Source organism: Pseudomonas sp. NBRC 111124 (genome assembly GCF_001320245.1).
In the GTDB taxonomy this organism is placed as follows: Bacteria; Pseudomonadota; Gammaproteobacteria; order Pseudomonadales; family Pseudomonadaceae; genus Aquipseudomonas.
Genome location: NZ_BCBA01000043.1, coordinates 131,633 through 153,084 on the forward strand (window position 1 = coordinate 131,633; position 21,452 = coordinate 153,084).

Sequence of the window (21,452 nt, forward strand, 5' to 3'; positions counted from 1 at the left end):
TTGTTGGCAACCTAGTTCACCAACGCATGCTGCACTTCCCCCACCGTCGCCGCCAGGCTGTTCAGGTGCAGGCTCAACACCTGCTCCACCGGCGCCTGGTCCAACGGCCAGTGCAAGGCAATGCTCCCGGCCAGTTGCCCCTGCACCCGCACCGGCAAGGCAATCGCCCGGATCAGGAACGGCAAGCGCACCGGATACTCCCAATACCCCTCGGTACGCTGCCCGAAGCCCTTGAGCGCATCCCCTTCCAGGCCACGCAGCAACTCTTCGCCGCCGACCCGCTCATGCCGGGCCAGGCGCTGCACCTCATCCACCGCCAACTCCTTCAGGCACGCCCGGCCCATCGCCGAATGGAACAGGCTGGCATGCTGGCCGACGATCTGGCAGTTGTTTGGATAGCGCTTGCGCAACACCTGCGGAATGGCGCTTTCCATCACCTCCAGTCGCTCGCCGTCGAAGCACGACAGGTCGACCACCAGCCCGGTGCGCTCGCTCAGCTCCAGCAACAGCGGCGCAGCGCTTTCCACCAGCTGACGCTTGAAGCGCTGCTGGCGGTCGCCAAACAGGCGGCGGGCACACAGCCGGTATCGCCGGTCGCTGAGCCCGCGGTAGACCCAGCCCTGCTCCTGCAAGGTGGCGAGCATGCGCGAGGCCGTGGCCTTGGGCAGGCCGGTGAGGTAATGCAGTTCCTCCAGCCCCAGGGCCTGATGCTCGCCAAGCAGTTCGACGATGGCCAGCGCACGCTCCACTGAGCGCACGCCGCCGCTGTCTGTTGCTGTGCCCATGTATCCGACCTCCCTGTCTGTGCGTGGATGGTCATCATGCCCAGCAAGATACGGGCCGGGCCAGCCCCTTCAACGCACCAACAGGCTCGGCGGCGGGCGCCGCTCCACCCAACGGGTCAATTGCTCATGGGCATAGGCCAGCTGCAGCACGGCGTGGTCGGCCTGGGCCGGGCCTATGATCTGCAGGCCCGTCGGCAACCCGGCGGCATTGAAACCGACCGGCACGCTCATGCTCGGCAAGCCGGCCAGGGTCGGCCCGATCACCACCTCCATCCAGCGGTGGTAGGTGTCCATGTGCCGCCCCCCGACCACCTTCGGCCACGCCTCGGCTGCGTCGAAAGGGAACACCTGGGCCGAAGGCAACAGCAGGAAATCGTAACGCTCGAACAGTGTGTGCAGGGCCTGGTACCACGCACTGCGGTCCAGCGATGCCTGATAGACAGCGGCGGCACTGAGCTGCAGGCCACCCTCCACTTCCCATTGCGCCTCGGGCTTGAGCAGCGCCCGCTTGCCGGGGTCGGCATAGGCCGCTGCCAGGTTGCCGTGCACCAGGAAGTGGCGGTGAGTCAGCCAGCATTGCCACAACCGGGCCTGATCGAACGCGGGCTGGCAAGCCTCGACTTCACAGCCAAGCTCAGCGAAATCCGCCAGTGCCGCTTCGCACAGGCCCAGCACGCCATCTTCCATCGGCAGGTAACCGTCGTAGTCACCCAACCAGCCGATCCGCGCGCCCGTGAAGTCACGTTGCAGCCCGGCCGCAAAGTCCCGCCCGCCGTCATTGAGCGACAACGGCACCCGCGCATCATACCCGGCCTGCACCGTCAGCAAACGGGCGACATCGGTGACGCTGCGCCCCATCGGCCCCTCGGTGGCCAGTTGCTGGACGAACAGTTCCGGCGTCGGCCCATAGGGTACCCGCCCCTGCGACGGGCGCAGGCCGAACACGTTGTTGAACGCCGCCGGGTTGCGCAGCGACCCCATCATGTCGCTGCCATCGGCCACCGGCAGCAGGCGCATGGCCAGCGCCGCCGCCGCACCACCGCTGCTGCCACCGGCCACGCGGCGGTGGTCGTAGGCATTGGTGGTGGTGCCGAACAGCGTGTTGTAGCTCTGCGAACCCAGGCCGAACTCCGGCACGTTGCTCTTGCCGACGATGATCGCCCCACTAACCCGCACCCGCGCCACGCTGATGGCGTCGTGCGCCGGCACCTGCTCGGCGAACAGCGGCGAGCCCAACGTGGTACGCAACCCGGCGGTGGCGGCCAGGTCCTTGATCGCCTGGGGCATGCCATGCATCCAGCCACGAGACTTGCCACGCGCCAGTTCGCGGTCGCAGGCATCGGCCTCGGCCAGCAGGTCTTCAGCCGAGCGCAGCGACACCAGCGCATTGACCTGTGGGTTGCAGCGCTCGATATGGCCCAGGTAAGCCTGCATCACCTCGCGGCACGCCACCTGGCGAGCATGAATGGCCCGGGACAAGGCCTCGGCATCGAGGGCGACGATCGGGTCGATAGCTAACGCATTCACGGTTTCACTCCAAGGTTGTAGGCGGCGGGCTTGCCAGCGCGCGGTGCTTCTTTCAGGCAATAGGTGCCAAGCAGTGTCAGCAGGCAGGCGAACAGTACGTAGAAGGACGGCGCCACCGGGGTGCCGAGCACCTTGCTCAGCCAGGTGACGATCAGCGGGGCGAAACCGCCGAAGACCATCACCGCCACGTTGTAGGCCACCGACACGCCGGTGGAACGCACCTCGACCGGGAACTGCTCGGCCAGGGCGGTGGGCGCCGGGCCAAAGAAGCCACCGATGGCGCTGCACAGCAGCAGCTGCATCACCAGCAGGCGCTCGATCGACGGCGCCGCCGCCACCCACACATACAGCGGGTACACCATGACGAAGAACGCCAGGGTGAAGGCCATCAGCACCGGCCGCCGACCGAGGCGGTCAGACAGCGCGCCGGACAGCGGGATTACCACGGTCATCAGGCCCACGGCGAGCATCTGCACCAGTAGCACCTGGTCCAGCGGCAGGCCGAGGTTCTTGTGGGCGAAGGTCGGCATGTTCACCAGCACCACGTAGAACGACACCGTCGCGCCACAGGCCAGGCCCATCGACACCAGCAGGCTGCGGCGGTGTTCACGTAGCACCTGCAGCAGGCTCGGCGCCTGGCCCTTGGCCTGCTTGCGCGCTTGCAGAAACTCCTCGGGCTCTTCCATGTGCTTGCGAATCCACAGCCCCACCGGGCCGATCAGCAAGCCGAGCACGAACGGGATCCGCCAGCCCCAGCTGTCCAGCGCCTCAGGCGTGCACAGGTGGGTGACCAGCGCGACCATCGCCGCCCCGGAAAACACCGCCAGGCACTGCCCCACCAGCTGCCACGAACCATACAGGCCCTTGCGGTTGGCCGGTGCGCTCTCCACCAGAAACGCCGTGGCGCTGGCGTACTCGCCGCCAGTAGCAAAACCCTGCAGCATGCGTGCGACCACGATCAGCAACGGCGCGCCCATGCCGATGGCCAGGTAACCGGGGGCGAAGGCGATCATCGCGATCGACACCGTCATCAGGCGGATGATCAGCTGCATTGCCGCCTTGCGCCCCTTGCGGTCGGCATACACGCCCAGCAAAACCCCACCCACCGGGCGCATGAAAAAGCCCACGCCAAAGGTGGCCAGGGCCATCAACAGCGAGCTGTATTCGTCGTCCGAGGGGAAGAACTGGCGGGCGATGATGCTCGCCAGAAAGCCGTACACGATAAAGTCATACCACTCCAGCGCATTGCCGATGACCGCCGCGACCACTTGCCGGGTACGCGACGCGCCTGTATTGGAAATCTGCATGCGGAACACTCCATCTACTGTTCAAGTGATCACCCAGGCGCAGCCGCGCCCGGGTTCCAGCGGCAGTCGTCAATACAGGGTCGATCAGGCCGGCTTGAGCCAGCTCTCGGTCAGCGCGCCCCAGTAGGCGGCGCCGGTCAGCAGGATGTCGTCGTTGAAGTCGTAGGCCGGGTTGTGCACCATCGGCCGCTGCAGGCCATTGCCGATAAACAGGTAGGCACCCGGGCAGCGCTGCAGCATCCAGGCGAAGTCTTCGCTGCCCATCAGCTTGCGGGTGTTGCCATCGACCTTGTCGGCGCCCAGCAGCGCCTCACCGACCTGCTGGGCAAACGCATTCTCCGCCGCATGGTTGACCAGCACCGGGTACGCCGGCCGATGCTCGATGCTGGCCTTGCAGCCAAAGCTCTCGGCCTGGCTGACGATGATCGCCCGCACCCGCTCCAGGGTCTGCGCCCGCACCTGGGCATCCAGCGCACGCAGGCTCAGGCGCAGCAGCGCCTGCTGCGGAATCACGTTGGCCGCCTCGCCTGCCTGCAGCGCACCGACCGTGACCACCGCCGCCTCCTGGGCATCGATGTTACGCGCCACCACCGTCTGCAACGCCATCACCACACTGGCCGCCGCCACCAGCGGGTCGACCGTCAGGTGCGGCATCGAGCCATGCCCGCCGACGCCCTCGAGGGTGACCGTCAGCAGGTCCTGCGAAGCCATCATCGGCCCCTCCCGGAAGCCCAACTGCCCTGCCGGCAGCCCCGGCATGTTGTGCATGCCGAACAGCGCATCACAGGGGAAGCGCTCCAGTAGCCCATCGGCGAGCATCGCCTCGGCGCCACCCTGGCCCTCCTCGGCCGGCTGGAAGATCAGCGTCAGCGTGCCATCGAACTGCCGCGTCGCCGCCAGGTAGCGCGCCGCGCCCAGCAGCATGGTGGTGTGCCCGTCGTGGCCGCAGGCGTGCATGCAGCCCTGGTGGCGGCTGCTGTACGCGGCGCCGGTGGCCTCATGGATCGGCAGCGCATCCATGTCGGCGCGCAGGCCCAGCTTGCGCGGGCTGCTGCCGTTGCGCAGTACACCGACCACACCGGTTTTGCCGATGCCGGTGTGCACCTCGTAACCCCACTGCTGCAGTAACGCGGCGACCAGGGATGAGGTGCGGCTTTCTTCGAAACCGAGTTCAGGATGGGCGTGGATATCGTGGCGGATGGCGTGCAGGTCGCTGGCCACGTCGTTGAGCCAGGCCAGGATGTGCTGGTGTTGCTGCATGGGGAATCTCCTCGCGCGGGTGGGGCCCGTTCTTGTTGTTCGCCTTGAGATCACGACGGGGAAGGCAGGTCGTGCTTGGCGACAGATAAGCGCGAGTGGCGAGGGAGTACAAACGAATGTGGTTCCGCGTAGTGGAACAGGTCTGGGGAACAGGCGGCCAGACAGTGGAGAGGTCTCGGAACCCGCACTTGCGAATGGCAGTCTTGATCACAAGGTAATGCCCAGCTTCCAGAGACTGGCGCGACTCCTGTGGGAGGAACTGTCTTGCTGAATTTCTAGAACCCAGCGCGCGCCCTGTGGGAGCGGGCTTGCCCCGCGAACACGGGCGCAGCCCGTGCCATCCAGCACCAAGCCTACCAGCCGTTCAACGGTGCGGCTGAACACTCAATCAGTTGAGTACCGCTGCACAAACTCCAGAAAAACAGCCTCACTGTTCAACACCCTTGCCGAACGATCCTTAAGTCCCTCCGCTCCGTCGTCATCAGTGATGGTGACAAACAATACCGGAACCTCTGAAAACACAGCCTCGAAGAACCCTTCCCTCCTCAGCCCCGCCAATACATCGATCATCAACTGATTCAGGCGCTCGCTGAATACTCCGAAGTCCCCGGTCGGTTCGGCCGATGCCAGGTCCTTGCACACAGCCTGGAAACATTCGCCCCGCCAGGCTTCATAAGTCCACTCCGATGAACACCAGGTGTAATACGGCCGCAGCTCCGAGCGCTCCGCTTCAGCTTCGCTGTCGAGCTTCCGGTCAAGGGCTTGCTGTGAGTTGGCAGCTACCCCCAGCGTCATTGCCCCGCTGTCCGTGTAGACTGCGCAGGCGTAGAACACTTCATCAGGGTGAGTAGCGCGCAAGTCAGACAGCACGGTTTTTACTGCGGCGGCAGTGCGGGATTCAAGTGCTTTCCAATCCATTGTGTATTTCCTATGTTTCCGCATGCCAGCAAATAAATATCTTCTCGAAAAACTTAAGCCATTAGAAGATGGCTTCGGAATTCACCACACTCTGCGATCACAATATTTCACATAATCTACCCCAGCGAGGCGAAATACTCTAACATCGGAAACAACAAATCAGAAAACAAGACAACATCATTTTTACGAACTGAATTCAAACATAAGTTTTGTGCCACTTTTGCCCACTTTTTAAATCCCGTCCTTCAACCATAAATACACCATCAATCATGACAAAGCTCAATCGAAACACTGCGATCAAGCCCTTCGTCTTTTTTATAATAACCGAGACCTTTTTCTCATCACGGTTAATTATTTCGACCTCATCATTATCTTCATCGTAATCAGGATTTCTGCCACATACCAAATTTTCTAATCTTTCGTAATTTCTACCCTCTTCAACTACGTACTGCCGAAAGATTTTCAAGAGATCTTTACGCATAACTTCTTCAAGATCCACTTCTGACAAGTCACTTCCAAAGGCATTGATGCTTTTTTGATAGTACGACACCTCCCAATTATACATTTCATGCATAAAGCCCTTAAGCGTCATGGCAAATTCACCACGAAGATCAGTTGCTGAGTATTTTTCCATCTATAATCCTCCATTCATAGATACCTCAAAATGTACTTTTGTTGACCTTGCCGCCCGCGACGTAATCAAAATACGAGGTCAACAGCTTCTGCCCTTCCCCTTCCGCCTGGTCGACTCACGCCACTGGCGCATCGCTAGCTTACGCCAGGGACTCATAAAGGCGCGCGACGCCACTTCTCATCAAAGTCCAATATCTCCTTCTTTTTTATTTTCCACTCACCTTTTTGGCACACGACGTAAATTCGTGAAGCCGTTTCAGCGCCCCCGACTTGCTGCACTTGGACAGTCAAGCCCTTTTCATCACTCCCCACAACTTGAATTTCGTCCGTATCAGGATCATAGGTTGCGGGCTTTGTGCAGCCTAAATCTATCAAGCGCCCATAATTAGACTTATCCTTTATGGCGTACTCACAAAGAATCACCTCTAATGACTGCGCATATTCACCCTTTAATTCTGAATCATCAACCCCTTTGCTAAGGGCTTGTTTTCGCCTATCAAAAAATTCGACCTCCCATACCTTCATCTTCGCCATGAACGCGATAAGCGCACCCGGCACATTCTCTGAAATATTTCTTCTCGCCATATTAATTTCCAAACGTGCCATGAAGAATTTACATGCCTTTATGGTAGGCTTCATAGATTACATGATGTGCGGTGCGTATCACCATTACCCTTTATGGGTTTCAGTTAACCCCCAAAAAACCTCCTCTTATAAGTCACAATTGAGACTGCAGATTCGATTCTCAACTCGCCTCGATTAATGCCACATCAATTGAGGAAAATCTCATCTCCCCCTCAGCAAGCAGTGGATCAGCACTTGGACGAGGGCGCACACCAAAGACTCTAAACTATACAATTCTCAATCCAGTATGCTCTACAAGAGATAAGCCAACACAAAAAGTCTAGACATTTAATATTGCTGTAAAAAATTTTCGATCAAAGCAAAGCCAGAAACCGCCATCAACCTATGATTCTGATATTCATCAATAGGCAAGACCCTAACTGGAACTCCCCGTCGATAGAGAGTGCCCGCCATATTAAATTCCAACTCTTCAAGCGAGGCATCATAAACTACGCCACGCTGCAGGACAGGCCATTCTCCAGCCTTTAACTTATCCACAGCTGCAAATATCACCGTAAAGTTTTCTCGGCAATCTTTGAATACCAAATACTCTTCACTCTCAGAAACTCGCTCATCATTACCTATTGCCAACACCCCAAAAGCAAAGATTTTCTTAAATTTCTGCTCCTTACTTTCTGTCCCAAGCCAAATTATTTGGCTAATTGCGAACCTTCCATCTTCCATTCGAATAAAAAAAGGTCACCTACTTGCATAGATCCCATTCCGCTCAAAAGCCGAGCCTCTTTATTTTCGCTAACGCTTTAAAGTGATTTCTGGCCAAGCATTAATAGCCGAAATGCAACATACATCGACCAAGAATTATCCCCAAGGGGCATACCTGAAATCACTATCAATTTTCTTAAATTTCAATCCAACAAGTTTTCTTTCGAAGTAACCGTGCCTGAACTCTGAAGAGCAAACCATTTGTTTCAACTCTTCGCAATAAAAAAGATCCTCGCCAACGCCGGCCCTTATAACGAATTCTTCGATTCGGTCATAGATCAAAGGCATGCCCTGGCGTTCTGCTTCAGGCCTTAAAAGCCCCTCATCCATGAGAGTGAATTTTGACTTACTTGAATCTAGTATTGAACACCTGCTGTGGGCAAAAAATAGATTATAGCCTTTATCTACCGTACCCCCTTTGCACAACTCAATTATCAAAGGCAGACTAAAGTACTTGCAGCCATACAACTCACAAAGATTCAGGAAATCTGAAGACACGATGTACTGCTCAAAAAACGCATCTCCACTTAATGTATCAAGATCGATTTTAGCCTTATAAAAATTGCTAAACATATCACTATCGGGGCTCTCTAAAACCAAATTAAACTCTGGCAAACGAGGCGCCCACTCAATATCAAAAAAAGCGGCACCCCAAGAATCTCATCAGCATCAATCACGTAAAATTCTTTCATGACACCTCACAATAAACTGGCGAGGCGGAGCGCGGGAGCCCAACCTAGCACTGATTCATTAGTCGTTTTACCCAGCGCCGACTTCACCGCCTTAACTTAATTCCAGATCAGATAACAACGATTCGGCCATTCATGAACCCAACTGGCCACCTGCCGGACAAGTACAACCTCACAATCTCCGACCAAACCGCGCCATTTCCAAAAAAATCCTCAGTCACATATTGACGAAATGCGAAGCAGGCTGCATTTCGAGCAGCGAGACTGAAATCATGCGCACCTGCTATGAATGGAGATTTAGGTGCTTGTCTGATTGACTGCATAACTGCTTTGCTGACCTTCAGCCGGAGGGCTGTCAGCTCCGCGGGGAATGCAGGAAAGTGGTAGAACGGATCGTCTTGAGTGGAGGATGTTGGCAGCCACACAAGATCTTCAATTCCACCTGGCAGATCCAAATCATGCGGGAATATGAATACTCTTGATACGTTTTCAACATAGATCACACCCTCCGCGACCTCTCCAACTTTACCCATCGCACAGAAGAAGGAAGCCTCTGTTATATCATCAATAATCTTCTCGACGTCCGGCATGAAAAACCCATGTCTGTGACAGTAAAATTCTTGATGCGCACCGGGCGCTCACCGCTTTCACCGTAGCCGATTTCATCAAGCCAGACCAGCTGCCCGCCGGCGTCGTAGCTGAAGCGTCGGGTCAGGTTGTCGACCCGCACTTCTTCGCTCAGGCGGTCCGATGCGTCGTAGGCGAAGCGGTACGCCGCACTGTTCTCGTTGACCAGCGCGGTCAGGCGCAGGGCCTTGTCGTACTCATAGCGAACCCACTCACCCTTGGCATCCTGACGGCTGCTCGGCAGGCCGCGCGACGTGCGTTGCAGGCGGGTGGTCTGGCCTTTGCCGTCGGTATGAGTCAGCACCTGGCCCAGGGTGTTGTAGGTGAAGGTCTCTGCAGTGCCGTCCGGGTGCTTGATACGCAGTACCTCGCCGTCCGGCTTGCGTTCCAGCGAGGTGGTCTGGTTCAGCGCATCGGTCACTGCGACGAGGTGCTGACGCTCGTCATACCGGCAGCAGGTGCTTTTGCCGGAGCAGTCCTGGAAACGTTCGACCTGGGCATGGGCGTTCCACCACAGGTACTTGGACTTGAAGTTGGCATCGATGATCGTGTGCGGCAGGCCGTCATCGCTGTTGAGGTACTGGGTCTTGTGGCCCAGCGGGTCGATCTCGGTGATCAGGTTGCCCTTGTCGTCGTAACGCGCCGACCAGGTGCTCCCATCCGGGTATGTGACTTTGGTCACTAGCGCCGTCAGGTAGTGATACTCATAGGCGATCTTGCGGCCCAGCGGGTCGGTCTCTTCGAGCAGGCGGGCGAACTCGTCGTACTTGAAGGTCAGGCGATTGCCGTCCGGCAGGTCGAGGCCGACCATGTTGCCCTGCTCGTCCAGTTCAACGGCGTAACGTTCGCCACCGTAGTCTCGGCTGGCGACCACGCGATGGTCGTCGTTGTACTGCACTTCCAGTTCACGGCCGAGCACGTCGGTGGCCCAGCTGGTGTGGGCGTCGAGGTCGTAGCGGAAATGGTAGTGCTCACCGTCGCTGGTCCAGTGCTCGACCACCCGGGGTTTGCCGCCCTGGGTTTCCCAACGGTAGTGGCAGCCCAGGCCCAAGGCGTTGCTGTGGGTGACCATCAGGCCTTCGGCGTCGCTGAAGCTGCGCACGGTGTCACCGTTGCGGTTAATTACTGCGCTCAGTTGGCCGTGTTCGTCGTAGCGGTACTGGGTGAGCGTTTCGACGGCCTGGTTGTCGACCACGCGCTTGATGTCTGTCTGGACGCAGTGGGGCGTGTGGCTGAGGTGCAGGAAATGGCCAAAGGCGTTTTCGGCGCGGTGCAGCGGCACCTCAGCGTTGATGTCTTGTACTTCGTCAATAGGGCTGAGGTTGGCGGCTCAGCCCTTCACTCTGGATTTTTAAAGATCAATTTAATATAAACAGTTGCCCTAACAGTATTAATCACACTGTCTTAACTTCCTTGAAATCTAACCCCTTCAAGCCAACCCCCTTTGCCGCCTCCAGAAACCTACCGGACACATAGATGGAAAGTGGATTTTCTGCTACGCGAAACACATCGTGCCCCTGCACCGCCAGCTGATTCAAAACAGCTTTGTAAACAACAAAGCCATTAGGGTATTCATCAAATTCTGACAACCCCCTATTAAGCGCTCCATCAACTTTCGCTTCAATTACCACACCTAAATGATCTGAATCTGGGGATCGAATATCTATATCCGCAAAAGATTCAGGAGCTATAGATTGAAGCAATTGTTTAGCCTTGGATGTCAAAATAAGAACGGGGCTAAAAAAAGTAAACACATCAGCGCCATTCTTTTTTTTCTTATCGTCAGAGTTAAACTCCAACTCATACTGCCTGGAAAATACAGCGCTAGGGTCTTTACCAAAGGCATACTGCTGCGCGGCATCATGCAAGCTTAGCTCGTCGCCCTTGCCGACAAGCGTCTTAAATTCATCACCCTGGGTTATATAATAATATTTCATAATCATCCAAAAATATCTTTCCAGTTGGAATTTCTAGGAGCATCCAATAGTTTCTGGCGGATATTCCCTATTGCTTTTAGCACCGCATCTTTACCACCTGCGGCATCGGCACTTGCTATAATTTTATTGACGGATTCAAAGTAACTATTAGGATGCTTTCCGTTGTGCAGAATCCCTGGCACGCCGACGTCATTATTAAATCTATTAGGCAAGAACACCCCGTTAGCCGCGCCATCAACGTCAATTCCATGTTTATTCAAAATTGCTCTAGCAGGGGCGGCGAGTTTTGCGCTATCTCCGACAATATGGTGGGCCGCAGTGTTCTGAGGTCGAGCCACGCCGCTACTTTCCAGATTTTTCCCCAACGCTTTTGAGCACCAGCCCAAAGGATCTACCCAACCAATTGAGTTTGGCGCGTAGCTGTATAAGTTTCTCCCACCAGACAATCCAATTGGATCCTGAGTGATAAACCTGCCAACTTCTGGATCGAAATACCTAAAGGTGTTGTAATGCAGCTGCGTTTCACCATCTAGATACTGCCCCTGGAAGCGCAAGTTCTGCTGAACCTGATTAACTATCAGGCTTTCAATCGCCCCCCAAGTCCGGTATGTCGCTTGCCAAACAATCCTGCCATCGCTATCCGTTAGCTCCAGCGGCGTACCAATCTGGTCGGTGTGGAAGTAGTAGATCTTCTGCCCTTCTCCTTCGACCTGATCAACCCGCGCCAACGGGGCGTAGCTATCCGGCTCGTACACATACAAGATGCTCTGGCCAGGCGTTTCCTCACGCAGCATCCTCAAGCCCTGCCAGAGGAAGCGCTTCTGCTCGACTACACCCTTGATCTCAGCCCGCTTGGCCACCCGCCGCCCAAGACTGTCGTACCGGTACTGCCCGGTACTCTCCAGCTTGCCATTGACCACTGTTTCAGCCCGAACCAACCGGTTCTCGCAGTCATAGGCAAAGCTCTGCAGCTTGCTGTGCCCCGAGCGCTTCTCGATCAGGTTGCCCCAAGGGTCGTAGCGGTACTCCTGGTCCCGCCACTGCTTGATCCGGTTGTCCTTGACCTTGGCAAACTGCCGCGCATTGAAGTCCAGGCGGTTGGCGGCCGCGTCGTAGCGGAATTCTTCGCTGCCCACCAGCGAACCGGTATCGCGGCTGCGCAACTGGCCGTTGGCTTCGTACTCGTACTTGATCTCGCCCCGCAGCTTGTCGAGGGTACGCACCAACTCACCTGCCGGGTCGTACTGATAACGACGGTGAATCGGGTTATAGGCATGCTCCACCAGTAACGAGGTATTGATACCAGTGTTATGCACTTGCGAAAGCTTGTCCGCAGGCAAGGTCGAAGCAAACTGCCAAGCCTTGCGCCCCATTGCATCGTAGCCAAAGCAGCTGGTGAGCTTGCCCTGGGTGCGGTAGACCTCGCGGTGCAGGTCATCGCGCTCCATGTCGCTGATCACCTGGCCGTCCAGGTTCAACTGATGCAAATGGCCGCTGCCGTAGTACAGGTGGTTCAGCTTGCGGCCATCCGGCAGGGTCAGTGTGGTCAGGTTGCTGAGGGCATCGTACTCATAGTCCAGTGCGCCACTTGGGGTCAGTTCCTGTGTCAGTCGACCTAGCAGGTCGTAGCTGTAACCGAGCCTCTCATCGGTGATGCCGAGCTGCTTGCCTGTAGACGTCGGCCGGCGCTGAATGCTCAGCAAGCGATCAGCATCGTCGTAGGCGAAGTCTTGCCGCGCATCGCGGTTGACCTTGGCCAGTAACCGGCCAATGGCATCGCGCTCGAACAACGTGCTGCGCTCAGGGCGCTCACCGCTTTCGCCGTAGCCGATTTCGTCCAGCCGGACCAGATGCCCGCCAGCGTCGTAGCTGAAGCGTCGGGTCAGATTATCGACCCGCACTTCTTCGCTCAGGCGGTCCGATGCGTCGTAGGCGAAGCGGTACGCCGCGCTGTTCTCGTTGACCAGTGCAGTCAGGCGCAAAGCCTTGTCGTACTCATAGCGTACCCACTCGCCCTTGGCATCCTGACGACTGCTCGGCAGGCCGCGCGAGGTGCGTTGCAGGCGGGTGGTCTGGCCTTTGCCATCGGTATGGGTCAGCACCTGGCCGAGGGTATTGTAGGTAAAGGTCTCCGCGGTGCCGTCCGGGTGGTCGATGCGCAGTACTTCGCCATCCGGTTTGCGTTCAAGCGTGGTGGTCTGGTTCAGTGCATCGGTCACCGCGACGAGGTGCTGACGCTCGTCATAACGGTAATAGGTGCTTTTGCCCGAGCAGTCCTGGAAACGTTCGACCTGGGCATAGGCGTTCCACCACAGATACTTGGACTTGAAGTTGGCATCAAGGATCGTGTGCGGCAAGCCGTCATCACTGTTGAAGTACTGAGTCTTGTGGCCCAGCGGATCAATCTCGGTGATCAGGTTGCCTTTGTCGTCGTAACGGGACTGCCAGACGCTACCGTCGGGGAAGCGGGTTTCGGTGACCAGCGGCGTGGCGAGGTGGTGCTTGTAGCTGATCTTGCGGCCCAGCGGGTCGGTTTCTTCGATCAGCCGGGAGAATTCGTCGTACTTGAGCGCCAGGTGGTTGCCATCGGGCAGATCGATGCCGATCAGATTCCCGGTGGCGTCGAAATCCATGCCGTAACGCTCGCCACCAAAGTCGCGGCTGGCGATGACGCGTTTGTCTTCGTTGTACCGGATCTCCAGTTCACGGCCCAGCACGTCGGTCGCCCAACTGGTGCGTTTGGCCGGGTCGTATCGGAAGTGATAATGCTCGCCGTCGCTGGTCCAGTGCTCGACCACCCGTGGCTTGCCATCCTGGGATTCCCAACGGTACTCGCAGATCAGGCCCAAGGCATTGCTGTGCCGGGTCATCAGGTGCTCTGCGTAGCTGAAATGACGAACAGAATCGCCATTGCGGTTGATCACTTCAGTGAGCTGGCCGTTATCGTCATAGCGGTAACGCACCAGCGTTTCGACAGCGGTGTCATCGACCACTCGCTTGACGTCCGTCAAACGCCCAAGCGGGTTGTCATAGTGCAGGTGGACACGCACGGCTCCTGGCGCGGTGATGTCCGTGAGCCGACCTTCGGCACTGTAGGTAAAGTGCAGGTAATGGCCCAGCGCATTTTCCAGGCGCTGCAAAGGCACACGGGTATTGCCGTCCGGTACTTCACCAAAGTAGAAGAACAGGTTGTCGAGCGTTTGCAGAAGATAGTGGCCGCCCTCGGTACGCACGAGGTAGATGCGCTCGTTGGGGTTGTAGATGCTTTCGCCTGGCTCCAGATCGACGAACGGGACGCTGCGGCCCTGGTTGTCGGTCAGATAGACGAACCCACCACTACGACGCAGGCTTTGCTCCCAAGGCAGGATCCAGCCCTGGCCCAATGCACTGTCGACGGTAAGGTCGCTGGCATAGAACCGCGACCACTCGATAGGCATCAGGCCAGGCAAAACGAAGTCTGTTTCGTTGGCCAGCAGTTTGCGGCCGGTGGTCATGTCCACCGGATTACCGGTAAAGCCCTCGATCGCTCGACCAACAGCTGGGCCGATGATGAAGCGCCCTGCAAGATAGCTGGCTGCAATGGTAGCGCCTGTCTGAAGTGCACACGGACCAGCGGCCTTGAGGCCAGCCTGAAGCCCCAGGCGGCCGACCGCCAGTACCGATCGCCCCATCGAGGCAACGATCATCAACACATCGACCGTGACGCGCAGCCATTCCGGTACTTCATCATCCACGGGCAGGTACCGCTGAGTACCGCCACCGATGTACACGTTGTTCGAACCGCCCGAAATCTTTGCGCCGCACGTCAGCTTGTCACCTTTGCGGGCCGCTGCAACGCCATTGATGAATACGTTGGTGGAGCCTTCTGCAACCAGTACCGGCGCCGGATGCTTGTCACATTTGGCGGTACTCAATGTGGCGTGGGCCGCATTGCGATTGTTGATGAATACGTCTGTCGAACAACCGGGCAGCTCGATCTGTCCAGCGGGCGAACTGAACATCGAGCCAAACTTCTCGCCCAACATTGGCAGCACGCCCGCACCGATACCGATCACTGCCCCCAGCAAGAAGCCGCCGAGGCCGGCGGTGCAGATGGTGAAGGCAGCAGCCGTAGCGATCGCCAGGCCAATCACTGCGCCAGCAAGAAAACCTGCCAGGGCACTGGTGTGTTCAATCTCGTCGTGCAGCCGCGCAGCCTCGAACATAGGTTCAACCCTGCGTGGTGTTTTCTGGGGAGCTTGGTTGGCGTGGCTCGAAGCTGTTCAACAGCCCAAGCCAACTGTCGTTCTGCTTGCCATCGAAGTCGGCCTGACTGGTCGTGGAGAAAACCAGAATGCGCCCAGGCGCGACCTCGAAAGCCGCCTGCCGTTGATAGACCGGCCGGCCATCCTTGAGGTAGTAGCCATCGACCTGAATACCTGCCTGGGGCTGGCTGGAAGACAGGCTGGCGGGCTTCTTGCCGAGGATGGTGTAGCCGCGCAATTTGGATGCGATCAGCTTCACCTGACGCTCGATATAGGCCTTGAGGTCCTCGCCGGGCATCAGGTTGTCACGCGAGAGCGTAATGTTCAGCGGGGCTGGGATACTGTCCCCCAGGATAAACATGTTGACTGTGCGATCCTGGAAGCCTTCCGGCAACGTGATAGATCCTTCCTGCAGCTGATAGTCCATTGTCTGAGTGTTCCATGAAAACGTGAAAAGATTTGAGCCTTACTGAGCGGTCATACCAGCCAGCATGGCGTCGAACGCGATCAGCCAATCGGCCAGTTGCGATTGGTCCGGGTTGATTACCGTAGACACGTTCAGCCACTGCCGTTTGTTGCCGTCCGCAGAAGCGATGATCGTGCACACGGCGCGACCGTGCCGGCGCTCCTGGCCTGCATTGAACTGGTAGTCGAGGCTGATCGCAGGGTGGCCAGCCAACAAGGCTTCGGCTTTACGCACCGGGATCAGCTCTGCATGTCGCTCGCACAGTTTTTTGATAAACAACTCGACCGCATTATCAAGTTCAAGCCCATCAGGCGCAGGGCGGCGGCGCGCGCTGAACTGCACATGGCAACCGGCAAATTCCAGCGTGGTGTCGATATCACGAAAAGCGAAACCTTGAGGCATGAGCATATTCAAGCCTGCAATGCGCAATGCGTTCTGCTCTGAATCCATCAGCAGTGGCTGTGGCGGTTGCGCAGCCTCTACCGTAGCTTGCGCCTCAATGCGTGCTTCCTCAGCCTGCTGCCGGGCAAGCGCCTCGGCGGCCTCTCGCCTCTGCGAGAGCCTGTCGTAGATGTTTCCCCTGATCATCACGCTACGCCCTACTCGTTGATGTCGACCCGGTCACCTTTGACAAAGGTGTTCTTGCCCAGAATGTCGATGCTGTCTGCTTCGATGGTGATGCCATCCGGTTTGAGGGTTATCTTGCTGGTGCCGACTTGCAGCAGGATGCTCTCTTTGGCGCTTACCTGGATGAACTTGTTGTCCACCTGCAAGGTGTAAGCCCCCTCCTTGACGTTCACCACCGTATCTTTCTTGATGATTTCCGTGTGCGCCCCACCGACGGTGATCGTCCGGTTGTTCCCCACGTCATGGGTCTCATCCAGCTCGATCTCGGTGTCCATGTTGCGCTCGGCATGCATGATGATCTGCTCGGCGCCGGCCTTGTCCTCGAAGCGGAAGAAGTTGGCGGTACCGCCGTCGCCCTTCATCGAACGGGTCAGGAAGCCGCTCTGGGTCTTGTTCGCCGGCAGCGACCATGGCGGGGTGTTGGTGCTGTTGTAGAGGCTGCCCATGATCAGCGGGCGGTCCGGGTTGCCGTCGAGGAACACCACCACCACTTCGTCGCCAACGCGGGGGATCAGAATACTGCCGAAGCCGCCGCTGGCACCGGATTGGGCGACGCGCACCCAGCAGGAGCTCTGGTCGTTGAACTCGCCGTTGCGGTCCCAGTGGAACTGCAACTTCACTCGGCCCAGTTCATCGGTGTAGATCTCTTCGCCCGGGGGACCGACGACGATGGCAGTCTGCGGCCCGCTGATACCCGCCCTGGGCGTATGCAAGGCGGGGCGGAACGGGATTTTCCGGCGAATGCAGCTGAAGCTGTTGCGGTAGCCCGCCTCACCGTCGTTGGCGTAGTTGTTCTGCCCCCAGTGGGTAACCGACAGCAGCAGAAACTGCCGGTCGTCCGGGGCGTCATTGTCGTGATCGTAATGCTGGCTCAGTTCGAAGTAGTGGCCAGGCTCCATGGCGCGACAGTTGCTCTCGCCATGGAAGGTCTTGCCGTCCACTTCCATCGCCTCCAGCCGACGCCGTGCCTTGCGCACGCCTTCATCGGCGTCGGCATAGCCGTAGAGGCCTTCGTATTCGAAGACTTCATACTGGCCGACCTCGCCCTGCTGGTTGACGGAATTCAACTGCACCAGGTGCGGGTTGCCCGGTTGCTTGTAGTCGAACGACTTCAAGGCCAGGCGCGTTGGTTGCATCCGCCGCGCCGAAGACCATTTGGTGATCGAGTCTGCGGTTTCGGTGACTGAGGCACTGTGGTAACGAATCAGCGGTTGGCGCTCGAGCTGCGGAAGCATGCTGCTGTCATCGCTGATGATCATGCGATGGCCTTCCTGGGTGTGCTCGAAGGTGAAAAACAGCCCTTCTTGCTCGAGCAGGCGCAACACGAAGTTCAGGTCCGACTCCTGATACTGGGTGCAGTAGCTGATCGGTTTGAGCGGTTGGCTCAGGCGGAACTCGTACTCGGCCAGGGTCAGGTAGTACGCAAAGACGTCCTTGACGATCTGCTCGGTGGTCTTGTCCTGGAATATCCGCGAATCGCGGCGACGGCTGAGGATCCATATCCACGGCACGAGCTCGGCGGTGTAGTTGGCAATGCCGCCGTCGGCACCAGCATGGACGAAGTCCGACACATGCGCGCTGATGTAGCGTGTGCTGCCATCAGCCAGCGCGATGCCTACCGTCACTTTCTTGCCGATGAGCTTCTTGAGTTCGATGCGCGCATCCTGGGAGATGAGCTGCACCTGGAAACTGAACAGCTCCGAAATCGCCTCGCGGCCGCTGAAACTCAGCAGTTGCAGTTCTTGTTCGGGAGGCAACGGCGAGTCGAAGGTAAACAGACGTTGATGCTGCGTGAGGATCGATTCGAGGGCGTCCGTAATCATGTCAATGCATCCTGCACCAAGCTGGAAATCTTCCAATGAAAACGCGCTTAACAGAGGCTGTCAAATGATGGCGATAAGCCAGATGCCATCAAGCTGACGCCAAAATGCCTCTACGCGAAGGCGTATCGCGGGCTGTGGAGCAGTAGACGGTTTGTTGATTAATTACATCGTATTGTGTCCATCGGTTTGATCTGTCGGACATCGGGGGTGTAGGCTCCTTGCGCCCAGCCGAGAGGCACTACACTGCGAATTTCAGGGAGAATCGCCATGAGCGTGAGTGAAAACCAACTCAGCCAACTGGACCGGGAGATGGATCAGAACCACCGTGAAATGGTGATCATGTCGATCGAGGACTTCCAGGCACAAGCCCAGTTCGCCCAGAGAACTCACGGTGCAACGCAGGCTCCACAAGTGTGCACACGCACCCAGGGCGACATGCTCACCGGTACCTGGCAGGGCGTGAAATCCACCTACAACGGCCTACCCCACACCTTCGTCAACACGACCTGGGGCGTGCCTACGGCCATGGCCGCATGGGACGTAAAAAACACTGCCGGCTTCATTCGCGACATGAACGGGCTGGGCACGAAAGTGCGCTACACCGTGCGCAACGGCAAGCAGTACGTGATCCTCACCGGCTACCCAGGCCTGCGCAAGACGCTCAATGCGCCCCGTTATGGTATCCAGAACGCCAAGCTGGTCAGCATGGGCATCGGCAAATACGGGGTGCGCGGTTCGTCGATCAAAGGCTTCAAGCTTTCCTGCTATGTGGCGGTAGCCATCGAAGTCGCCGAATGGGTATTTGCCGACGAGCATGTGATGAGCGACCTGTTTGGCGGTATTGGCGTTGAGCTGATCAAAGCCGGTATCGCCTCGGCGCTGGGCTATGCCGCTGCACTGGCAGCCGGGGCCCTGTTCACGGCAGCCGCCGCTCCGGTCATTGCGGGTGCGCTTGTGGTCTTCGCCGTGGGCCTCGGGCTGAACGCACTGGACAACCATTACGGCATCAAGAACGCGGTAAAGGCCGGCTTGCGTTATGCCGTGGATCATATCGAGGCAATCCACAAGACGATCACTGAGATCAAACCGGGCGACCTGCAGCGCTACGCCGAGAAAACCGCCGCAAACATCGCTGGCCGAATCGCCGACGAACTCTACGACGAGGCCAAGTCATGGGTCATCCGCAAACTACGCCCCGACGGGCTCGATCTGCCAAGCTGGCCGAGCGCCCCCAAGCTGCCATCGATGCCCTCCTTGCCATCGCTGCCCACGTTCAACCTGCCTAAATTCTGACGATGAATACACGCTCTTCACAGATGTCCGCTGGGCTTTCGCCCCTCAAGATCAGGCTGCTGGCTGTCGGCATGATCATCGCCATGCTGTTGGTCGCGGCCTTCTCGGTCTACGCCTACATCAACTACCTGTTCCCGCTGTACGGCCGGCTGCTGCGTGACGCGCCTGTCGTGGAAACACCTTACCTCGCGTTCGGCCTGCTCATGGCACCGCCGGCAGTGGCAATTCTGCTGGTTGGCTGTGCGATATGTATCTGGACCGGGAAAAAATTCGACCCCCCCGCAGGTTCACGCCTGCACCGCTTCCAGACACTGATGTTCGGGCTTTCGCTGAAGACGCTGCTCTACATCGTCCCTGCCGTGATGATTCTGACGACCCTCGTGCTGCTTGGCCGAGGCTACTCGCCCTGCCCGAAGCTGCTGATATCAGGCTCTGCCTGGCAACTGTTCTGGGTCAACGATGAGCGCGTGTGCTTCAAGCCGGACCACTACATCAACGACAACTGGCCATGCAAGGTCATCGACGGCAAGGACGTTTGTGTACAGGTCGATGGTCGCTGACCTTGACCTGGTGAGCGGGTGCTGCACTCAGCCTTTGAAGCCGCCCAACCACGGTTGAACATGGACACAGAAACCCTCAAACAGAAGTCTCTGAAGCTTCGCCTGATCATCGACAGCCTGAAGGCGCAGGTTCCTGCCGCGATGAAGCTGAGCGTCGAACTGGAGCCACTGCTGAAAGCCGCAGACCAGGAACGCATCCGCACCCCCATGGAGTGGCGCGACATCCCTGGGCGCTACCTGTTCACCGAAGAAGGGCTGCAGCGGTATGCCGATCTCGAGCACGCCTTTGCTGAGTTCCGCATCGAGCTGACGGGGGGCGAGTCACCTACCCTGCGCAAGCTCAAGGCGCGCATGGGGGAGAAGCCTTCGCAGGAGTAAAGGAAATGCTAGCGCGCATGATACTGTCATCCTGGAGTCTCAGTGATCAATAACGAGCCGTTGCCCGCTGTCGAGGCCTCGCGATTGCCCATCCACCCAAGCCCTTGCGCTTCCCACCCTTCCAGGGCTCGGCGGGTGACATTGCCAATGTCGAAGCAGCGGCCATTGACGCTGTTTTCGCCCTGCCGGTACCAGCGCACCATGGCATCGGCAAAGGTCGCGAAATCGAACTTGCCTTGGCTTGCGTAGGTGTCCGCCAGGCACAGAGCCATGGTGGTATCGTCGGTCCATTCTCCCGGCGCCAGGTGGAAGGGGCCACCACCGACCATATCGTTAACCTGCCCCTGATCGCGCCGCTGAAACTCCAAGGTGGTGCCTACCGCATCACCAATCGCCAAGCCCAACAGCGCCCCTTGCGCGCGGTCCAGCGCCTGTTCCGGTGATAAGCTGCAGGGTCTGTCGCTCAACCAGTCGGGCTTGATACGCGGCAGCCTGGGGGCATCGGGCTCCACCGTATAGTTCATGCGCTGCTGCAACTGCGCGACCACTCGGGTAGCAGGTCCATATAACGCCGGACGTACTCGCTCAGTGTTGGATCCGAGCTTCGCAGGTCGATCATGCTCATTCCTTGCTGTGGGTTGCGTTCATCCATACGAACATTCTGCTGAACCTGCCGCTCACTGGCAACGACCCCTGCAGCTCGCGCAGCGCTGCTGCAGCCACCGTACAAACCCGATTTGATGCGGCATATTCCGTCGCATTGCCATCATTGAAACCCGCCGCGATGGAAGTCGAATCCCCGCGGCTTGGCCGCAAAAAATGAGACCCACTTCACTTTTTGAAAAAAACTTTTCAGGTCAATTTTTACCGCTCCCTAAGCACTTAAGACCCCTGACTTTAGGGGCCAAACCCCCCATTTCCCGCACTCGAAACCGATGACCAATGGCATGACGCCATCATTGCGCCGCATCACAAAACAGGGAAAAAATCGCGCCCCTCGCCGGAACTTCTTCCGCAGCGGGGTGCCCTAC

General features: G+C 58.0%; 18 protein-coding genes and 2 pseudogenes. 3 read left to right on the plus strand and 17 right to left on the minus strand.

Annotation, left to right across the window (positions count from 1 at the left end; genetic code table 11):
- Nucleotides 1–11 precede the first annotated feature (11 nt).
- The 16 genes and pseudogenes from APH28_RS18055 to tssI all read right to left on the minus strand — a co-directional run bounded on the left by APH28_RS18055 (nucleotide 12) and on the right by tssI (nucleotide 18,190).
- Entirely contained in the window at nucleotides 12–785 is a 774-nt protein-coding gene (locus APH28_RS18055; RefSeq protein WP_060511692.1) for an IclR family transcriptional regulator, read from the minus strand.
- Nucleotides 786–854: 69 nt separating this feature from the next.
- Nucleotides 855–2,312, minus strand: a complete 1,458-nt coding sequence (locus APH28_RS18060) for an amidase (protein ID WP_060511693.1) — start codon at nucleotides 2,310–2,312, stop codon at nucleotides 855–857.
- Nucleotides 2,309–3,619 carry a citrate-proton symporter gene (locus tag APH28_RS18065; RefSeq protein ID WP_060511695.1) on the minus strand — a complete coding sequence of 437 codons (1,311 nt, stop codon included), beginning with the start codon at nucleotides 3,617–3,619 and terminating at the stop codon, nucleotides 2,309–2,311. The genes APH28_RS18060 and APH28_RS18065 overlap by 4 nt, the downstream gene beginning before the upstream one ends.
- Before the next feature lie 84 nt (nucleotides 3,620–3,703).
- Nucleotides 3,704–4,879, minus strand: a complete 1,176-nt coding sequence (locus APH28_RS18070) for a M20 aminoacylase family protein (protein ID WP_060511697.1) — start codon at nucleotides 4,877–4,879, stop codon at nucleotides 3,704–3,706.
- Between the two features lie 384 nt (nucleotides 4,880–5,263).
- Nucleotides 5,264–5,797 (minus strand): DUF4303 domain-containing protein, encoded by a 534-nt coding sequence (locus APH28_RS18075; protein WP_177334275.1) that lies wholly within the window; start codon nucleotides 5,795–5,797, stop codon nucleotides 5,264–5,266.
- Nucleotides 5,798–5,993: 196 nt separating this feature from the next.
- The gene (locus APH28_RS18080; protein WP_060511700.1) at nucleotides 5,994–6,431 is read right to left on the minus strand and encodes an NTF2 fold immunity protein; all 438 of its coding nucleotides are present in this window, start codon (nucleotides 6,429–6,431) and stop codon (nucleotides 5,994–5,996) included.
- Nucleotides 6,432–6,583: 152 nt separating this feature from the next.
- Entirely contained in the window at nucleotides 6,584–7,036 is a 453-nt protein-coding gene (locus tag APH28_RS18085; RefSeq protein WP_256249896.1) for an NTF2 fold immunity protein, read from the minus strand.
- A 306-nt stretch (nucleotides 7,037–7,342) separates the two neighbouring features.
- On the minus strand, nucleotides 7,343–7,738 hold the full coding sequence (locus APH28_RS18090) for a hypothetical protein (protein WP_060511702.1): 396 nt from the start codon (nucleotides 7,736–7,738) through the stop codon (nucleotides 7,343–7,345).
- A 135-nt stretch (nucleotides 7,739–7,873) separates the two neighbouring features.
- Nucleotides 7,874–8,392 (minus strand): hypothetical protein, encoded by a 519-nt coding sequence (locus APH28_RS18095; protein ID WP_256249903.1) that lies wholly within the window; start codon nucleotides 8,390–8,392, stop codon nucleotides 7,874–7,876.
- 184 nt (nucleotides 8,393–8,576) lie between these two features.
- Entirely contained in the window at nucleotides 8,577–9,056 is a 480-nt protein-coding gene (locus tag APH28_RS28685) for a hypothetical protein (protein WP_156340916.1), read from the minus strand.
- 35 nt (nucleotides 9,057–9,091) lie between these two features.
- Nucleotides 9,092–10,399 (minus strand): annotated as a pseudogene (locus APH28_RS18100) (type IV secretion protein Rhs); the annotation flags it as partial.
- Nucleotides 10,400–10,487: 88 nt separating this feature from the next.
- Entirely contained in the window at nucleotides 10,488–11,036 is a 549-nt protein-coding gene (locus tag APH28_RS18105) for an imm11 family protein (RefSeq protein WP_060511704.1), read from the minus strand.
- A complete protein-coding gene (locus tag APH28_RS18110; protein WP_060511707.1) occupies nucleotides 11,033–15,235 on the minus strand; it encodes an RHS repeat-associated core domain-containing protein in 4,203 nt (1,400 codons plus the stop codon). Before APH28_RS18110 ends, APH28_RS18105 begins: the two co-directional genes overlap by 4 nt.
- Before the next feature lie 4 nt (nucleotides 15,236–15,239).
- On the minus strand, nucleotides 15,240–15,701 hold the full coding sequence (locus APH28_RS18115; RefSeq protein WP_054886857.1) for a DcrB-related protein: 462 nt from the start codon (nucleotides 15,699–15,701) through the stop codon (nucleotides 15,240–15,242).
- A 39-nt stretch (nucleotides 15,702–15,740) separates the two neighbouring features.
- Nucleotides 15,741–16,328 (minus strand): hypothetical protein, encoded by a 588-nt coding sequence (locus APH28_RS18120; RefSeq protein WP_060511709.1) that lies wholly within the window; start codon nucleotides 16,326–16,328, stop codon nucleotides 15,741–15,743.
- A gap of 11 nt (nucleotides 16,329–16,339) precedes the next feature.
- Nucleotides 16,340–18,190, minus strand: a complete 1,851-nt coding sequence (gene tssI / locus APH28_RS18125; protein ID WP_060511711.1) for a type VI secretion system tip protein TssI/VgrG — start codon at nucleotides 18,188–18,190, stop codon at nucleotides 16,340–16,342.
- Between the two features lie 267 nt (nucleotides 18,191–18,457).
- On the opposite strand from tssI, the gene APH28_RS18130 reads away from it, so the two are divergent.
- Genes APH28_RS18130 through APH28_RS18140 form a run of 3 tightly spaced genes read left to right on the plus strand, consistent with a single transcriptional unit; the run spans nucleotide 18,458 to nucleotide 20,421 of the window.
- Nucleotides 18,458–19,483: a hypothetical protein gene (locus tag APH28_RS18130; protein WP_060511713.1), complete on the plus strand. Its 1,026-nt coding sequence runs from the start codon at nucleotides 18,458–18,460 to the stop codon at nucleotides 19,481–19,483.
- 23 nt (nucleotides 19,484–19,506) lie between these two features.
- Nucleotides 19,507–20,043 carry a hypothetical protein gene (locus APH28_RS18135; protein ID WP_060511715.1) on the plus strand — a complete coding sequence of 179 codons (537 nt, stop codon included), beginning with the start codon at nucleotides 19,507–19,509 and terminating at the stop codon, nucleotides 20,041–20,043.
- A gap of 60 nt (nucleotides 20,044–20,103) precedes the next feature.
- The gene (locus APH28_RS18140) at nucleotides 20,104–20,421 is read left to right on the plus strand and encodes a hypothetical protein (protein ID WP_060511754.1); all 318 of its coding nucleotides are present in this window, start codon (nucleotides 20,104–20,106) and stop codon (nucleotides 20,419–20,421) included.
- A gap of 47 nt (nucleotides 20,422–20,468) precedes the next feature.
- On the opposite strand, the pseudogene APH28_RS18145 reads toward APH28_RS18140, so the two are convergent.
- Nucleotides 20,469–21,040 (minus strand): annotated as a pseudogene (locus APH28_RS18145) (ADP-ribosylglycohydrolase family protein); the annotation flags it as partial.
- Nucleotides 21,041–21,452 lie beyond the last annotated feature (412 nt).

What these genes read in the sequence shown, in the direction of transcription:
- APH28_RS18065 (WP_060511695.1), bottom strand. Translation starts at nt 3,619, where the DNA reads ATGCAGATTTCCAATACAGGCGCGTCGCGTACCCGGCAAGTGGTCGCG.
- tssI (WP_060511711.1), bottom strand. Translation starts at nt 18,190, where the DNA reads ATGATTACGGACGCCCTCGAATCGATCCTCACGCAGCATCAACGTCTG.
- APH28_RS18130 (WP_060511713.1), top strand. Translation starts at nt 18,458, where the DNA reads ATGAGCGTGAGTGAAAACCAACTCAGCCAACTGGACCGGGAGATGGAT.
- APH28_RS18085 (WP_256249896.1), bottom strand. Translation starts at nt 7,036, where the DNA reads ATGGCACGTTTGGAAATTAATATGGCGAGAAGAAATATTTCAGAGAAT.
- APH28_RS18115 (WP_054886857.1), bottom strand. Translation starts at nt 15,701, where the DNA reads ATGGACTATCAGCTGCAGGAAGGATCTATCACGTTGCCGGAAGGCTTC.
- APH28_RS18080 (WP_060511700.1), bottom strand. Translation starts at nt 6,431, where the DNA reads ATGGAAAAATACTCAGCAACTGATCTTCGTGGTGAATTTGCCATGACG.
- APH28_RS18105 (WP_060511704.1), bottom strand. Translation starts at nt 11,036, where the DNA reads ATGATTATGAAATATTATTATATAACCCAGGGTGATGAATTTAAGACG.
- APH28_RS18075 (WP_177334275.1), bottom strand. Translation starts at nt 5,797, where the DNA reads ATGGATTGGAAAGCACTTGAATCCCGCACTGCCGCCGCAGTAAAAACC.
- APH28_RS18110 (WP_060511707.1), bottom strand. Translation starts at nt 15,235, where the DNA reads ATGTTCGAGGCTGCGCGGCTGCACGACGAGATTGAACACACCAGTGCC.
- APH28_RS18055 (WP_060511692.1), bottom strand. Translation starts at nt 785, where the DNA reads ATGGGCACAGCAACAGACAGCGGCGGCGTGCGCTCAGTGGAGCGTGCG.
- APH28_RS18135 (WP_060511715.1), top strand. Translation starts at nt 19,507, where the DNA reads ATGTCCGCTGGGCTTTCGCCCCTCAAGATCAGGCTGCTGGCTGTCGGC.
- APH28_RS18070 (WP_060511697.1), bottom strand. Translation starts at nt 4,879, where the DNA reads ATGCAGCAACACCAGCACATCCTGGCCTGGCTCAACGACGTGGCCAGC.
- APH28_RS18090 (WP_060511702.1), bottom strand. Translation starts at nt 7,738, where the DNA reads ATGGAAGATGGAAGGTTCGCAATTAGCCAAATAATTTGGCTTGGGACA.
- APH28_RS18120 (WP_060511709.1), bottom strand. Translation starts at nt 16,328, where the DNA reads ATGATCAGGGGAAACATCTACGACAGGCTCTCGCAGAGGCGAGAGGCC.
- APH28_RS18140 (WP_060511754.1), top strand. Translation starts at nt 20,104, where the DNA reads ATGGACACAGAAACCCTCAAACAGAAGTCTCTGAAGCTTCGCCTGATC.
- APH28_RS28685 (WP_156340916.1), bottom strand. Translation starts at nt 9,056, where the DNA reads ATGCCGGACGTCGAGAAGATTATTGATGATATAACAGAGGCTTCCTTC.